This window comes from Wujia sp. (genome assembly GCF_056872695.1).
The window spans coordinates 61164-76832 of record NZ_DBMFCD010000001.1 but is presented as its reverse complement, the minus strand read 5'-3'; the positions used below and the strand labels follow the sequence as shown (position 1 = coordinate 76832).

Below are 15669 nucleotides of genomic sequence, written 5' to 3'. Positions count from 1 at the left end.
TTTTAGCTTGCATGCATTTTATACTCAATTCTAAGCTTGTCCGCGATGAGGGCAATGAATTCGGAATTTGTAGGCTTTCCTTTTCCTGCACTTACCGTATAACCAAACATGTCCTCGATTACTTCGATCTTACCTCTTCCCCATGCCACTTCTATTGCATGGCGGATCGCACGCTCCACACTGCTGGACGTTGTCTTGTACTTTTTGGCTATACTTGGATATAACAGCTTCGTTATATAATTGAGCATATTCATATCATTGACTGCCATCATAATACCTTCCCGTATGTACTGGTATCCTTTGATGTGCGCCGGAATTCCGATTTCCCGGATGATCTCTGTCACATCATTCTCCATGGAATGCATACCATAATCATACACATTATCTGCTGGCAGTTTGGTATCCTCTTCTTCGCTTCCTTCCATCGGCTCCCCAACCTTTGCAAGGTCTGCAATCTGAATAATTCTCTTCGCCAGTACTTTCGGATTACAAGGCTTCATCACATAATAATCAGCACCTAAATTAAATGCCATATTAATGATCCGGCTCGATCCCACCGTTGATAAAAAAATAATCTTTAAATCAACAAGTGATGCATTCTCCCGCAACTGTTCCAATACCTCCAGCCCATCTACGTTGGTAATGAAAACATCCATCAACAATACATCCGGCTGCGTCTGCAGCACCTGATCATAAACCTCGTTGCCATCCGCTGTACAGCAAACAATCTCGAATCTTTCCCCATTATAGGCTTCTAACTGCCGTCCCAGCATCTCATAGCCGGCATCCGCAATCATCACCCTGATTCTCTCCGTATTCATATTATCCTCCCCTTCTTGGAACCAACCTCCTATCAATCTAAATTAACCATAGGAAGATGATATAATTTCAAAATACCATTGTCAAGCGCATTTCCACAGAAATTTTCTTTTTGTGGATAATTTTGTCTAAGCGCTTTTCATCTTCGATTCGAGTCGTATTTTGTCGGCAATCAATGCTATAAATTCCGAATTCGTCGGTTTCAGCTTCCCCTGCTGTAACGTATATCCAAACAATTCGTGCATTGTGTCCGAGTTTCCTCTGCTCCATGCTACCTCGATTGCATGCCGGATTGCCCGTTCCACCCGCGATGGTGTCGTTGCATATGCCTTCGCAATTGACGGATACAACTGTTTTGTAATGGAATCGAGGATGTCCATATCCTGCACTGCCATCAGAATGGAACTTCGCAGATACTGGTATCCTTTGATATGTGCCGGTACTCCTACCTCGTGGATGATCTCTGTTACTTTGACCTCCAGTTTCGTCTGAAGCTCCTCCCCTGCATCCTCCGCCTGGCATACACTCATTCCCGTCTGCTTGCAGCGGGCAAGTGTCAGGATTTCTTTCTCCAGATCCGGATCATTACATTCTTCATCAATAAACCGGACAAAAATATGATCTACATTCTCCCGGCATGTATTTTGTGCAAATCGAATCTGGCTCGCATTCCCCTGCAACAGGAATCGGTATCCACGGTTTCCCCAGCCGTTCACTTCCTCCATCACTGCCAGTCCATCCAGATTCGGCAACAGAAAATCCAGCAATATGACATTCGGATTTTGTGTGCGGATTGCCGAAACTGCGTTTCCGCCGTCTGAAATAATATCACACACGCAAATATCCTTATTCCTTGCAAGCTGCTGTCTTAATTCCGTCGCTGCCTTCGTATCATGTTTTATGATAAGCACTTTTGTCTTCATAAAACTATCCCCCTCTAATCTTGATATCAAAGATATTATAGTTTCATTATTTTGCGAGGGCAATACATAATAAAACGCAAGTTGCGACAGTAAATATTGACAGCATTTTCGGTCAAATTTTCCCATTTTTTACTGCATCATTTCTTCGATGAAAATGCCGTAGCCGCGTGTCGAATCATTAACAAATACATGCGTCACTGCCCCGATCAGCCTGCCATCCTGCAGGATTGGCGTACCACTCATCCCCTGCACGATCCCCCCTGTCAGAGCCAGCAATGTTGAATCCGTTACCTTAAATTCCATACATCTTCCATTCTCATTTCCGGAATCTACCGACACAATTTCGACCTCGTACTGTTTCGACTCTCCTGATACGGATGATAACAGATACGCTTTTCCGACATGAACCTCCTCCTTGCGTCCGATTGCCACCTGCACATCCTGTATATGCGTCTTTTGCTGTCGTTTTGTCAGATAGCCATGGATCCCATAAGCGCTGTTTTCCTCCACTCGCCCGATCACATACCGTCCAGTATAATTGATAATTCCTTCCAGTCTGCCCGGTTTATCTGTCTCCGGTTTTTTTATCCGCACAATTGTCGTTTCATACACCGCACCATCCGACACCTGAAACATAATTCCGGTATCGTTATCATTGATGCTATGTCCAAGTGCCGCAAACCGTGTACCATCCGTATATGTGATTGTTCCAATACCTGAAATATCATCTTTTACCCAAAGTCCGATCGCATATCCACCATCCTTTTTCCTGACCGGTGTGACTCGAACCGTCCGATAATCATTTTCCCGACAGACACGCAGAAGCATTTCCCGTCCTCCGCTTTGTTGCACGAGCTCCATCATAGATTTTTTATCCCCCACACTCTGCCCATTGATGCGCATCACATAATCTCCGGGCGCCAGAAGATTTTCACAAGGCGTGCATGTATTTCCATCTTCATCCGTAACAGCATTTACCCCGATCACCATAACGCCCTTTGTTTTCACATAAATTCCCACGGGTTCTCCCGACGGACTGACCATACACTCTGTCTCTCCCTCATTGGATACGACCGGCAGAGAACCTGTCTGTTCTGCCGTTGTTGCAGACTCCTGTTTTGCAAACAGATATTCACGGTTATGATATCCAAGGATACCAAGCACCACCAACAGACATGCAACTAAAAATATTCGATACCTTCTCACATCGTTTCCTCCTCTCCTGATTTCATTTCTTTATTTCAAATCATTTTATTTCTTATAATTTTTGATATAAAAAAGAGTACATAGATTCCACCATGTACTCTTAGTATCGAATATTTCAATGTATGTAATTCAGTTTATTTTTGCCTGTTCTGCCAATCCTTTCATTTCAGTAACCGTATGAATGGTTGTCTCTGTAATCTTTGCGCCACCGATGAGTCTTGCAAGTTCTTCGATTTCTTCCTCCTTGGAAAGAAGCCGGATACTGGAAATCGTTTTCTCATTTTCCACATTTTTTTCAATCAGATAATGTGCGTCTGCCATCGCCGCAATCTGCGGAAGATGTGTGATACAGATGACCTGATGATGCCTTGATAAAATCGACATCTTCTCTGCTACCTTTTGTGCCGTTCTGCCGCTGATACCAACATCGATCTCATCAAACACAAGCGTTGGTGTATCATCCTGGTTCGCAAGACAGGATTTCATCGCCAGCATGATTCGCGACAGTTCACCGCCGGATGCCACCTCATGCAATGGCCGCATCGCTTCTCCGACATTCGTGGAAATATAAAAGCATGCATCATCATAACCATTTGCAGAATAGTTTGGAGATGTCTCAAAACGCATCTCAAATCGAACCATGTTGAAATTCATATCCTCCAACGATTCACGTATCTTCTTACAGAGCTTCTCAGACAAGGCTCGTCTATGTTCAGATAATTCCCGGCAGCTTGCTTCCAGCTTTGCTCTCTGCCTCTGCCACTGCACTTCTACTTCCTGCATATGTGCCTCATAGCCAGAAAGTGCTTCGTATTCCTTTTCAAATGACGCAAGGCTCTCGATAATTGCAGAAATGGTATTTCCGTATTTTGCCTTTAAGGAATTAATCTGATCCAGCCGGCTTTCCATCTCATGAAACTGACCTTCGTCAAACTCCATGTCCTTCATATATTCACTGATCTCGCGGTTGAAATCAGATAGCAGCCCATCTGCATCCTCCAATATGCCGGAAGCATCGATAAGCTCCTCATCCAGCTCTGTGAGTCTGCGCATATCTTTAATTGCGCGTCCAAGCTGTTCCGCCGCCGATGCTGCTCCGTATCCGGTCAGTGCATAGATGTCATTCGCATATTGCAGGATTTCCTTTGCATTAACTGCCTTTTTATACTGTCGCTCCAGCTGGATATCCTCACCATCAACCAGCTTCGCATCCTTAATTTCCTTTATCTGATATTGCAGGAAATCCATCCGCTTATTCTTCTCAGCCTCATCCATGTTGCCTTTTTTCTTTTCTGCTTCGAGTTCCCGGTAGATATGATAATCTTCCTGCACCTGTTTTTTCAGCTTCTGAATGTCCTCACCACCAAAGCGGTCTAATATCTCCAGATGCTTTGCCGGTTTTAACAGTGTCTGCTGTTCATGCTGTGCATGCAGATCGATCAACAACGATGCAATCTCTTTCAAACGGGTGATTGTGACGGTTGTATCATTGACACGGTTTACAGTCCTTCCATTCGGCGATAGCCGTCTGGATATCAACAGTGTACCGTCCTCATCCGGTGTTACCTCCAGCTTTTCAAGCGCTTCCACAATTGCAGGCTGTTCTACTGAAAAAACAAGTTCTACAAGCCCATCCTTCGCATCATCCCGCAACAATTCCTTTGGAAATTTACCTCCCAGACAGATCCCCAGAGAACCGATAATAATAGACTTACCGGCACCTGTCTCTCCGGTCAGGATATTTAGCTGATCATGAAAATCTATATCAATTTCCTCAATCAGTGCTATATTTTTTATGTGCATTGTCAACAACATTTTTTTATCTCTCCAATTATATGTTCTGCCTGCTGCCCATCCCGGATTGCCAGAAACAATGTGTCATCCCCTGCAATACAGCCCATGATGCCTTCGATTTGAAGATTGTCGATTGCAGCTCCTACAGCCATCGCCATACCTGACACAGTTTTCACTACAATAATATTCTGTGCCGCCTCAATCGAAAGAATGCAGGAGGTCATCACATGCTGATACGATGCATGCGTTCCAATATCCGGCTCCAGACTTGCAGCATATCTATGTTTTCCGCTTCCATAAGAAACCTTTTCCAGTTTCAGTTCCCGTATATCTCTGGACACGGTTGCCTGTGTTGTCTCAAATCCAAGTGCCTGTAATCGTCTGGTAAGCTCTTCCTGCGTATCAATCTCATATTCTGATATCAATTCCAGCAATGCCTGCTGGCGTTTCTGCTTACTCATGTTAAGCGCCTCCTATTTTTTCCCGAAGTACACTGTAAAAACTGACATCATACATTTTTATTAACTGAATCTCCCGTTCTGAGCAGGTCACTTCCACGCTCTCACCGGCAGATAGTTCAACATTGTCAGCTCCATCAAAGGATACGATTGCCTCCGTCTCCTGTGTTCTCCGCTTCTTGACAACCTCAATCCGTATACGGTCAGCACTGTCAAACACGACGCTCTTGGAGGTAAGCGAATGCGGCGAGATTGGTGTCACAACAACTGCCTTGGATTTTGGGCTGATGATCGGTCCACCGGCAGACAAGTTATATCCGGTCGAACCAGTCGGCGTCGCAACGATAACACCATCTGCTTCATATGTGTCTAACAATTGCTCATTGACATAGATATTCAGTCCGATGATACGGGAAAATCCCGCACGAGTGATCACCACATCGTTCAGGCAGGAAAACGAAGTATCTCCTGTACGTCCTTCAATCATCATCCGTTTCTCTATGCTGTAATCGTCCGCCAGAAGACGGTCGATTGCCTTATAGGCGTTTGACTCTTCCACTTCGGTCAGAAAACCGAGTGTTCCCAGATTCACGCCCAGTAAAGGAACCTGATAAGTTCCAATGCTATGTGCTGCACGAAGCATGGTTCCATCTCCGCCAAGCACAATCACAGCCTCTACATCTTCCAAATATTCCGGCTTGATCGTAGTTCCATTATAATGCTGCTGCATATCACTTACGACCACCGCCTTCGCCCCTTTTTCATTGATATAGGCAACGATATCCTGGGAAAGTTTTAAATTGATATCTTTGTCAGTATTTGCGACTATTAAAAACTTATTCATTGCCCTGTTCCTTATCTAACGTATCATGGGAAGCTGTAACAACTGCTTTTATATCAATGGATGAAGCATCCACGATTTCCTGATCTTTCTTATTTTTTGATAAAAATAATAAATACTCAATGTTTCCCTCCGGTCCTTTCACCGGAGAAAAATCCAATGCCAATGGGTAAAAATCGATGGATGCTGCATAATCCATTACCATGCGGATTACCTCTTCGTGCACAGCCCGGTCACGTACAACCCCTTTTTTCCCAACTTTTTCTCTGCCCGCTTCAAACTGCGGCTTGATCAGACAGACTACCTGTCCATCCTCCGTCAGCAGATTCTTCACCGGAAGCAATACTTTGGTCAGGGAAATAAACGACACATCAATCGAAGAAAATGCTGCCGGTTCATCAATATCCTCCGGTACGACATAACGGATATTCGTCTTTTCCATACAGACTACCCGCTCGTCATTCCGAAGCTTCCACGCAAGCTGTCCATGTCCGACATCGATGGCATACACCTTGACTGCTCCATTTTGCAGCATACAGTCTGTAAATCCACCGGTCGAAGAGCCAACATCCATGCAGACCTTTCCATTCAATGTGATCGGGAATTTCTGCATTGCCTTTTCCAGCTTCAGACCACCGCGGCTCACATATGGCAGGGTTTTCCCCTTCACCTCAATTACCGCATTCTCCGGAAACGTCGTTCCGGCCTTATCCTCTTTGTTGCCATCCACATATACAATTCCAGCCATGATGATTGCCTTCGCCTTTTCCCTTGACGGTGCCAGTCCTTTTTCTACCAGCAATACATCCAGACGTTGTTTCTTCTGCTTTTCCATCTTTTTTCCTCTATCATTTACTCTTACAAATGCTTTTGATATTGCTCTGCTACCTGCTTCGCCAGATGTCCGGCATCAATCTGCATATGACTCCGAAGCTCCGCAATCGTGCCCTGTGGCACACTCGGAACCGGAATCGCACCACTGATAAATGCATACTGCTCCGGACAGTTTTTCTCCGCCAGATACGCATGCAGCTTCTCGCCATAGCCTCCCTGCACGATCGTATCCTCCAATGTTACAAACACGGTATGTGTCTTCATCAGCCGATCCAGAAGCTCTGTATCAAGCATCGATTGAAACCGCACATTTACCAGCGTCACAGGAAGCTGCATTGCCTGTAATTGTTCTACCAGCCTGTCTGCTTCCTCCATCATATGTCCACAGGAAAGCACTGCCACACCGGAAGCCTCCTGTATCACTTCGCTTTTTCCATAGACGATTGGTGTCTGTACATCTGCATGTCCCTTGTATGCACTGCCTCTCGGATAACGGATTGCAATCGGTCCATCATAAGCATAGGCATAATCAAGCATCGCCTCTAACTCATACCGGTTCTTCGGAGCCAGCACCGTCATATGTGGCATATGAGACAGATACGCCAGATCGTAGATACCCTGATGCGTCTCTCCATCCTGTCCGACCAGCCCCGCGCGGTCAATTGCAAAAATCACATGCAGCTTCTGTAAGCATACATCATGCAGGATCTGATCATATGAACGTTGCAAGAACGAAGAATAGATTGCCACAACCGGAACCATGCCTGCCGCCGCCATCCCCGCCGCAAATGTCACTGCATGCTGTTCTGCAATTCCCACATCAAAGAACCGTGCCGGATATGCTTCCTCAAACCGGGACAATCCGGTTCCCTGTGCCATCGCGGCTGTTATCGCCACAAGGTCCTCATGCGTCTCTCCAAGCTTCACCATTTTTTTTGCAAAAATATCGGTATAACAGCTCGTTTTCTTCGTAGCAAGTACCTTACCTGTCAACTGGTCAAATGGTGCAATTCCATGAAAATAATCCGGATGCCGTTCGGCATGTCCATAGCCTTTTCCTTTTTTTGTTTTTACGTGTATAATAATTGGTTTATCCAGGCGAAACGCATGCTGAAAGGTCGTAATCATCTGATTGATATCATGTCCGTCAATCGGACCAACATACGTAATTCCAAGCTCCTCGAAAAACATCCCCGGTACAAAAAACTGCTTGATATTATCTTTTGACCGTTTCAAAACTTTTGCAATCTTCTTTCCTGCCTTTGATCCCATCAGACTGCTTTCGACACCGGTTTTCAACTCATTATATGCATTTCCAAGTCGAATTTCATTCAGATATTTGGATAATCCTCCGACATTTTTACCTATGGACATGTTGTTATCATTGATAACAACGACACACCCGGTTTTAAGCTGAGCGAGTCCATTTAATGCTTCATACGCCATTCCACCGGTCAGGGATCCATCCCCAATAACAACAGCGACCTTTTCGTCGCCGCCTCTCAAATCTCTGGCAACCGCATATCCCATCGCCGCAGAAATACCCGTAGAACTGTGTCCGGTATCAAATGCATCGCACGGGCTTTCGTTTCGTTTTGGAAATCCACTCAACCCGTCATACTGGCGTAGTGTTTCAAAGGCATCTTTCCTGCCAGTCAGAATCTTATGCGTATAAGACTGATGCCCCACATCAAAGATCAGCTTATCCTCCGGGAAATTCATCACTGCATGCAACGCCATTGTAAGCTCCACTGTACCAAGGTTTGAAGCCAGATGTCCGCCATGTTCACTTACCTTTTCAATCAGGAATTCCCGGATTTCTGCTGCCAGTGCCGGATAATCCTGCTTATCTATCTGTTTAATATCATTTTCTTTTGTTATCTTCTCTAACATCTGCATTGCCTTACCCTGTCTTATATAACAGCGTACACAATCCGGTTAATGGTCTCGGTTGATCAGGCTTTTTACAAGCTCCATCAGATCCGCCTTTGCTCCCTCGTCGAATACGCTTATATTCTCCAATATGCGAACTGCCTTTTCAGACATATCCGCCACATACTGCTTTGCTGCATCCATGCCATGCAATGTCACATATGTAATCTTATGATTCTTATCATCCGAATGAAGTGGTTTTCCAAGCACCTGTTCATCCCCGGTCAAATCCAGAATATCATCCTGTACCTGAAATGCGAGTCCCACTGCATAGGCAGCCTCCTCCAGCTGTGCAACCACAGCTTCTTCCGCACCCGCAAGATATGCACCACACATACATGCCGCCGCGATCAGAGCGCCTGTTTTATTCTCATAGATGAACGCCAGCTGATCTTCATCCATCAGCTGCCCTGCTCGTTCCACGTCGAGCACCTGACCACCGACCATGCCATAGATACCAGCCTTTTTTGCAAGCACAGCAAATGCCTTCTCCACATTGGCATCCCCCGGCTTCACTGAAAATCCCTGACAAGCTGTCTCAAAAGCAAAATTGAGCAACGCATCTCCGGCTAAAATTGCCATATCCTCTCCAAACCTGACATGCACAGTCGGAAGTCCTCTTCGCAGTGCATCGTTATCCATCGCCGGAAGATCGTCATGTACAAGAGAGTATGTATGAATCATCTCCATCGCCGCCATAAATGGACGCACAAGCGTCTCCTGCGGCTCTTTGGCAAACATTTCATAACATAAACGGAGCATCATCGGGCGCAGGCGCTTTCCTCCTGCCCTGACTGCGTAATTCATCGCAGCAAGCACCGTCTTTTGATGTCCCTCCTCCGCTGGCATATACGGTTCTATCATCTCTTCGATTGCTTTGGCATTATACTTCATCTAATATCCTGATCTCCTTTTCCACGCCAGCCAGTTCTTCCTTACAGGCATTTGCAAGCTGTACACCTTCTGTATAAAGCATCATAGAATCCTTCAGATTTGTATCCGGATTTTCCAGAAGCTTGTTGATCTCTTCCAATCTGGCAAATGCTTCCTCTATGTTCAGTTCTTTCTTTTTCTCTGCCATGTTGTTTTATTCTCCTTACACACCTTTTATATCTGTCTCCACAGAAACGACAGTTGCATGGATTCTGCCATCGTGCAGGGTAATATCCAATGGATCCCCTGCCTGCGTCTGCCCTGCATCCATCACAGGTTTTCCTTCCGATTCAAGATATCCAAATCCACCCACCAGCTTCGCCGTCGGTGCATTTCCATGCAGACGCGTCAACTGCAAATGAAGCCTGTGTTCATATTCCCTGTAGCGGAGCGTAATCCCGCGGTTCAAATTTATTCGGTACTGCGCAAGCTTTTCCTGATTTTTTTCAAGCTTTGCTCTTGGATTTAACGCTGCCATCTGCTGCATATACATCTGCAGCTTTGTCTCTTTTTCCTGCAGACGCCCCTGCATACGAAGCCGCAGTTCCCGCGCACTGGCTTCAAGCCGTGTCTGGTATAAATTCTTTTTATTCGTCACGTGATAATTCATCGTCCGCATATGCAGATGAAGCGTTCGTAAAATATCATCAACCAGTGGCACAGCTGCCGTCGCCGCTGCCGTCGGTGTCTCTACTCGCAGATCTGCTGCATCATCTGCCAGTGACGTATCGCCCTCATGTCCGGTTCCGGATATAATTGGAGTTTTCGCCTCATAAATTGCACGGACAACTGCCTCATCGTCAAAGACCTCCAGATCTTCTCTTGATCCGCCACCCCGTCCGATGATGATCGTATCCACGCCCATCGCATCAAGTCTTCGGATTCCGCGCACAATCAGTTCCCGCGCATTTTCCCCCTGTGCTCTGGCATCACAGACAACCATCTGCACATATGGATTACGCTTATGTGATACACTCATAATATCCTTGAATGCATTCGTGCCAATTGATATTACCACCCCAACCCTCCGCGGATACTTCGGAATCGGCTTTTTGATTGCCGTGTCAAAGATACCTTCCTGTCCAAGCTTCTTTTTTAACTCTGCATATGCATCGCCATGCCAGCCGCGTTCTTCTCTCTTTTGCACTGAGACCGCATTGACACTATATTCACTCTTGACATCGTAAATAGAACAGCTTCCCCTTACGATCAGAATATCACCCTGATTAATGGCTGGAAGCTTCAGTTTCTCCACAACGCTTCTCCACACATTCACCTTGATAATTCCTTTATAAGATGCTGTCTCATTCTGTCCTTCCGGTGTCGTACAGTCTTTGAGTGTGATATACAAATGCCCCGTCGGTCCCTTGCTAAAACTTGATACCTCACCTTCCAGACAGATATTCTTTAACAGGTAATCCTGTTTAATAATATTGCCTATATAAGTATTTACTTCACAGACAGAAAGAATTTTCTTTCCATTTTCTACTCTCATGGTTCCTCAACCTTTGCCAGTACCGCATTGATAAATCCGCTTGCATCCGGATTACAATATTTCTTTGCCAGTTCCACCGCCTCATTGATTGCTACGCGGAATGGTACTTCCTCGTCATAAAGCATCTCATAAAGAGCCAGACGCAAGATAGCAAGCTCCGGCTTTCCAAGTCTTCCAATCTGCCAGCCATCAGAAATTTCACTGATTTTCGCGTCCAGTGCCGGAAGCATGGAAAGTATCTTATGCGCCTTATCTGCAATATAGGCAAGGTCATCCTCTTTTACCTTTCCCATTTCCGTTATCGCAACATCCTCCGGATCCTCCTCCGGTTCTTCAATCCTGCTGATTGAGTAACGGATCTGTTCTTCCATTTCTTCCTGATTGTTGAATTCTGCTTTAAACACGATCAGAAAAATATTTTCTCGTATGCTTCGTCTTGTCATAATTAACCGCCTTATTCTTTATTCATCTTAATACCGGATACCACTACATTAACAACGCGGACATGCAGTCCTGTCATATTCTCGATAGCCTGCTTTACCTTCTCCTGTACACCCTCTGAAACCTTCTTGATGCTTGTACCATATTCCACTTCCAGCGAAACGTCTACAACTACATTTCCATCTGTGATCTCTACCTTTACGCCATTTGCAAGGTTCTTCTTTCCAAGCTTTGCAACAAGCTCCTTTGAGATATTTCCAGTCAGTTTGGAAACGCCTTCCACCTCGATTGCAGCGATTCCTGCGATGGATGCCACCACACCATCCGCAATGCTGATCTTTCCGATTTTTTCTTCTTCATTTATCATATCGCTCATAATTGCCTCCTTGTCTGCTTCCTCTTTGTTTTATTTCATTGCATATGTAAAATATTATACCCAATTTATGTATATTATGCAACTAAAAAGCCTTGCATCTGTGCAAGGCTTTCTGCTGATTTCTACATTTTTACTACTGTGCCAGAGTAATAACAATGGCGTCCACCGTACATCCGGTTTTTCTCGTCACAACATCCTCAACCTGTGCACGTTTTTCATCCGGCAGATCCGTACAGTTCAAGATGACATCTACACCGGAATCCCCAATCGACACGATTGCTTCTCCAAAACCTTTCGCAGCCAGAATTGATTCCGCCTCCTGTTCTTTTTCTGCATCCTCTGTCAGTTTTACATACGCATCGGTTGCTTCCTGCACCGCCTGTGCATCCATGCCATCCCCGTTGATGATCTCCAGCAGTGTCTCCTTGTTCTGGCTTCGGCTCTGTTCCCGGTTTAATTTGATCGACACAAAGTTATTTGCCGCATTTGCCGAGGTCAGCACCGCTTCCCCGATCTTTTCTTCCTCCGAATTCAGCTCAATATACTCATCCTCCGGAAGTTCTGATACAGTCAGCTCTCCGGATACGATCTCCGCCGGTTTTGCATCCGTGACTGTCTGTTCCTCTGCAAAGGCGGATTCTGTCGGTTCCAGTTCGCCCGGTGCTAAATCCAGTTTATTACCGGAAAAATTTATGTAGCCTGCCACACCAAGCAGCACTGTGAGTGCTCCGATAATAATCTGGTTTCGTTTCATGGTTTTTTTCTTCATAAAAACCTCCCTAATTTTTTACCAAAACCGCCACCTTATGTGCCGGCAGATCAAAGAGCGCGCATACCGCCAAGGTAATATCTGCAATTGTGGTACCTGTAACTGCTTCCTTTTTTATCGTGATCAGCACACCTGTGATCGTCTCAGTGCCTGCAGAGCCATAATACGTCTGTGTGCGATCCCCCGCATAGATCAAAACATCAACCATGTCCGCACCGTAAGTATCCGCAAGCAGTGCCCGCAGACGCTCCTCATACGAAGCGGTTGTATCAGACGATGAAACAGTCTGCCCCACCGTGGTCTGTACTGTTTTCTGTGGCATCACGATCACAAGCAGCAAAATCCCGCATAATACAATCAGAATTACCTTGTTCCATTTTTCATTTTTCTTAAATTTCCACTCCATATTCTCACCGTCTTACTACATATATACGAGCATCCTCCAGATTATAGACATCCGAAATGTATTTTTTTATTTCTTTTTCCATCTCCACCGTCGCACTTGCCCCATTCACATAAATCGTACATTGTAACAAGGTCCCGTCTGTATCCGTTATGATTGCAACATCCTCAACCGGATAACTGCCAAGCTCTTTTTTCAGGCCTTCCCGGACACCCATACCATAATAGTCTGTGATGCTTCCCCCCACACCTGCGACGGACTCCTGTCCTTCCACATGCTCTATCTCATACAAAAGCTCCTGCAACTCCCCACTGCCAAAATCAAACAGAAATTTGAGTGGACTTGCAAGTAAAACGATCACGACCAGTCCGATGAAATACCGGATGTATTGCTTATATTGATTGGACGGCGCCATGTGCGTCACAATCGTCGCAAGTAACAGATAAAAAATCAGACTTTTCATCCAGCCAAACAACATAGCTATCCTCCTGTTCCGTTTGTTGCCCCCGACATGATCGCAAGGGTTATGATAAATAAAACGAGTGCACTTGCAAGTGCCTGCATCAGCATACCAATTCCATTTGCAAGTGCCGTCGTACCATCCACATATCGTTTATCGCCCATCGGCTGGATCAGTGCCGTTGTGATCCGCACCGTGAACATCAGAAGAAAAAGCTTGATGACCGGGATCAGGCAGATGCCGGACAGAATCAGGATTCCTGCGATGCCAATACTGTTTTTTATGATCATGCCACAGGCAAGATAGGTACCTGCAAGCACCGATACCACGCTTCCCGGAATCGCCGTCAATGCACGGTTCACCGCTGTTTTCCCAAGAATATCCATCTGCGGCGCCAGCAATCCTTTGATCACGTTCAGCCCGATCACGACTACGATGATCGTCCGCAGGATCCATTTGATCAGGCTCTGCACAAGCTCACACAGCTTTGAAAAGCTGTCCTCCCTTTGCAGGTTGTTCACAAGTGCCACAATCACATAAAATTCAATCAAGGGCAGCACCAGCCGGATAATCACCGCCTGTATCAGCCAGATTCCGATCAGAACCAGATTGTATGTGCCACCAGCCGCCGTGGCATGTCCGATAAACTGTAGCACCAGCAGAAACGCCGGCACTAACAGTCTTACCGCAACCAATACCTTATCAAGTGCGGCAAGTGTGATCGAATATGCCATGGAAAAGGAAGTAAGCAGCAACGATGTCATCAGCATATAAGTAATATAGAATCCATTTTCACTGATAAATCCCCCCGCAAAAGAATTCGACAGATTCACGAAGATGCTTCCAATCAGGACGATACCTACCAGCTCCAGGAGAAGTCCTTTGTTCTGTGACAGCTCACCAAAAAATACGCTGCTGATCGTCGCAAGCAATGCAGAAAACACAGATTTGTTGTCACCCTCCACCTGTTTTTTTACCATCTCGGTAATTGGCATGGGCGTCTGAATCCCCTGCTGCTGCAACGCACGTTCCACTTCATCCAGATTTAGTTCTTCAAAAATGGATTCATAAATCGGATTCGTCTGTAGACCGGATTCTGTTATTGTCTGCAAATCGTCTGGTTCCTGTGTTGTTTCTATCGTGACTGCCTGTCCGCCCGGCTCCTGCGTAGCTTCTGTCGCACCTGCCTGTCTCTCCGCCTCCTGCGCAGCTTCTGTCATGGCTGCCTGTCCATCCAGCTCCTGCATGGCTTCTGATAGTTCCTGCGCCTTAGCAGCCAATATACAGACATGTGTAAAAAGAAAAATGGCCAGTACAACTACCAGCCATCTGCAAGTGAAATATGTAGTTGTATGTGTAGACCGCAGACTCATTTGGCGGGTTCCTCCATCAATCGATCAACGACAATACCGTCTGCACAACCTGCATAAAAACCGGAAGCGACACAACCAGCATCGTAAGCTTTCCAAGCAGTTCAATCTGGGATGCAACCGCACTGTATCCGGCATCCTTGCTGATACTCGCTGCAAACTCACAGATATAGGCAATCCCAATCAGCTTGACCAGGATCACCAGATACGTGCTGTCCATCCGGATCTTGTCCGTCAATGTGCGGATTCCGGAAAGCATGACACGCATCCGCGACACGCAGACAAACAACAACACAATGCACACCGCCACACTGATAAATGTACTGTACTCCGGATTCCTGGATTTTAAGGATAATGCCAGGATCACTGCCACGATTGTAAATACCATCGTCACTCCCAGATTCATATTCCGCCTCCTTAAAATCCAAACAATGTGTTGATATCCTGAAACAACTGATTGACATAAGGAATAATCCATGTCAATACGATAATCAGACCTGCAAGGCTCACAAGATACGCCTGATCGTCCCTGCCCGAATGCTTTAATACCTGATTGATGAGTGCCACGACAATTCCGACGGCTGCAATTTTGAAGATCAACTGAATCGTCATTTT

19 protein-coding genes are annotated in these 15669 nt (G+C 45.7%); all 19 read right to left on the bottom strand.

Annotated features, from left to right (window positions below):
* Nucleotides 1–2: 2 nt before the first annotated feature.
* Nucleotides 3–821 carry a sporulation transcription factor Spo0A gene (gene spo0A, locus ACZQK9_RS00370; RefSeq protein ID WP_178016453.1) on the bottom strand — a complete coding sequence of 273 codons (819 nt, stop codon included), beginning with the start codon at nucleotides 819–821 and terminating at the stop codon, nucleotides 3–5.
* Between the two features lie 126 nt (nucleotides 822–947).
* Entirely contained in the window at nucleotides 948–1742 is a 795-nt protein-coding gene (spo0A, locus tag ACZQK9_RS00365) for a sporulation transcription factor Spo0A (protein ID WP_178016452.1), read from the bottom strand.
* Between the two features lie 129 nt (nucleotides 1743–1871).
* Complete coding sequence (locus ACZQK9_RS00360) at nucleotides 1872–2948, bottom strand: SpoIVB peptidase S55 domain-containing protein (RefSeq protein ID WP_178016451.1); 1077 nt, start codon at nucleotides 2946–2948, stop codon at nucleotides 1872–1874.
* Nucleotides 2949–3077: 129 nt separating this feature from the next.
* On the bottom strand, nucleotides 3078–4763 hold the full coding sequence (gene recN, locus ACZQK9_RS00355) for a DNA repair protein RecN (protein ID WP_483269283.1): 1686 nt from the start codon (nucleotides 4761–4763) through the stop codon (nucleotides 3078–3080).
* On the bottom strand, nucleotides 4754–5203 hold the full coding sequence (gene argR / locus ACZQK9_RS00350; RefSeq protein ID WP_178016449.1) for an arginine repressor: 450 nt from the start codon (nucleotides 5201–5203) through the stop codon (nucleotides 4754–4756). The genes recN and argR overlap by 10 nt, the downstream gene beginning before the upstream one ends.
* A gap of 1 nt (nucleotide 5204) precedes the next feature.
* Complete coding sequence (locus ACZQK9_RS00345; RefSeq protein ID WP_178016448.1) at nucleotides 5205–6044, bottom strand: NAD(+)/NADH kinase; 840 nt, start codon at nucleotides 6042–6044, stop codon at nucleotides 5205–5207.
* Complete coding sequence (locus ACZQK9_RS00340; protein WP_178016447.1) at nucleotides 6037–6876, bottom strand: TlyA family RNA methyltransferase; 840 nt, start codon at nucleotides 6874–6876, stop codon at nucleotides 6037–6039. Before ACZQK9_RS00340 ends, ACZQK9_RS00345 begins: the two co-directional genes overlap by 8 nt.
* A 23-nt stretch (nucleotides 6877–6899) precedes the next feature.
* Nucleotides 6900–8774, bottom strand: a complete 1875-nt coding sequence (dxs, locus tag ACZQK9_RS00335; RefSeq protein ID WP_178016446.1) for a 1-deoxy-D-xylulose-5-phosphate synthase — start codon at nucleotides 8772–8774, stop codon at nucleotides 6900–6902.
* A 39-nt stretch (nucleotides 8775–8813) separates the two neighbouring features.
* Nucleotides 8814–9701 (bottom strand): polyprenyl synthetase family protein, encoded by an 888-nt coding sequence (locus tag ACZQK9_RS00330; RefSeq protein WP_216507049.1) that lies wholly within the window; start codon nucleotides 9699–9701, stop codon nucleotides 8814–8816.
* Nucleotides 9691–9888, bottom strand: a complete 198-nt coding sequence (gene xseB / locus ACZQK9_RS00325; protein WP_178016444.1) for an exodeoxyribonuclease VII small subunit — start codon at nucleotides 9886–9888, stop codon at nucleotides 9691–9693. Before xseB ends, ACZQK9_RS00330 begins: the two co-directional genes overlap by 11 nt.
* Nucleotides 9889–9903: 15 nt before the next feature.
* A complete protein-coding gene (gene xseA / locus ACZQK9_RS00320) occupies nucleotides 9904–11235 on the bottom strand; it encodes an exodeoxyribonuclease VII large subunit (RefSeq protein WP_483269282.1) in 1332 nt (443 codons plus the stop codon).
* The gene (gene nusB, locus ACZQK9_RS00315) at nucleotides 11232–11678 is read right to left on the bottom strand and encodes a transcription antitermination factor NusB (protein ID WP_178016442.1); all 447 of its coding nucleotides are present in this window, start codon (nucleotides 11676–11678) and stop codon (nucleotides 11232–11234) included. The genes xseA and nusB overlap by 4 nt, the downstream gene beginning before the upstream one ends.
* 11 nt (nucleotides 11679–11689) lie before the next feature.
* Nucleotides 11690–12052, bottom strand: a complete 363-nt coding sequence (locus ACZQK9_RS00310; protein WP_021985002.1) for an Asp23/Gls24 family envelope stress response protein — start codon at nucleotides 12050–12052, stop codon at nucleotides 11690–11692.
* A 133-nt stretch (nucleotides 12053–12185) separates the two neighbouring features.
* Entirely contained in the window at nucleotides 12186–12821 is a 636-nt protein-coding gene (locus ACZQK9_RS00305; protein ID WP_178016441.1) for a SpoIIIAH-like family protein, read from the bottom strand.
* Between the two features lie 10 nt (nucleotides 12822–12831).
* The gene (locus tag ACZQK9_RS00300) at nucleotides 12832–13227 is read right to left on the bottom strand and encodes a hypothetical protein (RefSeq protein ID WP_178016440.1); all 396 of its coding nucleotides are present in this window, start codon (nucleotides 13225–13227) and stop codon (nucleotides 12832–12834) included.
* A 4-nt stretch (nucleotides 13228–13231) separates the two neighbouring features.
* Nucleotides 13232–13702 (bottom strand): stage III sporulation protein AF, encoded by a 471-nt coding sequence (locus tag ACZQK9_RS00295; RefSeq protein WP_178016439.1) that lies wholly within the window; start codon nucleotides 13700–13702, stop codon nucleotides 13232–13234.
* Between the two features lie 2 nt (nucleotides 13703–13704).
* Entirely contained in the window at nucleotides 13705–15057 is a 1353-nt protein-coding gene (locus tag ACZQK9_RS00290; protein ID WP_178016438.1) for a stage III sporulation protein AE, read from the bottom strand.
* Between the two features lie 16 nt (nucleotides 15058–15073).
* Complete coding sequence (locus tag ACZQK9_RS00285) at nucleotides 15074–15460, bottom strand: SpoIIIAC/SpoIIIAD family protein (protein ID WP_178016437.1); 387 nt, start codon at nucleotides 15458–15460, stop codon at nucleotides 15074–15076.
* A gap of 11 nt (nucleotides 15461–15471) precedes the next feature.
* Nucleotides 15472–15666 carry a stage III sporulation protein AC gene (spoIIIAC, locus tag ACZQK9_RS00280; protein ID WP_021985008.1) on the bottom strand — a complete coding sequence of 65 codons (195 nt, stop codon included), beginning with the start codon at nucleotides 15664–15666 and terminating at the stop codon, nucleotides 15472–15474.
* Nucleotides 15667–15669 lie beyond the last annotated feature (3 nt).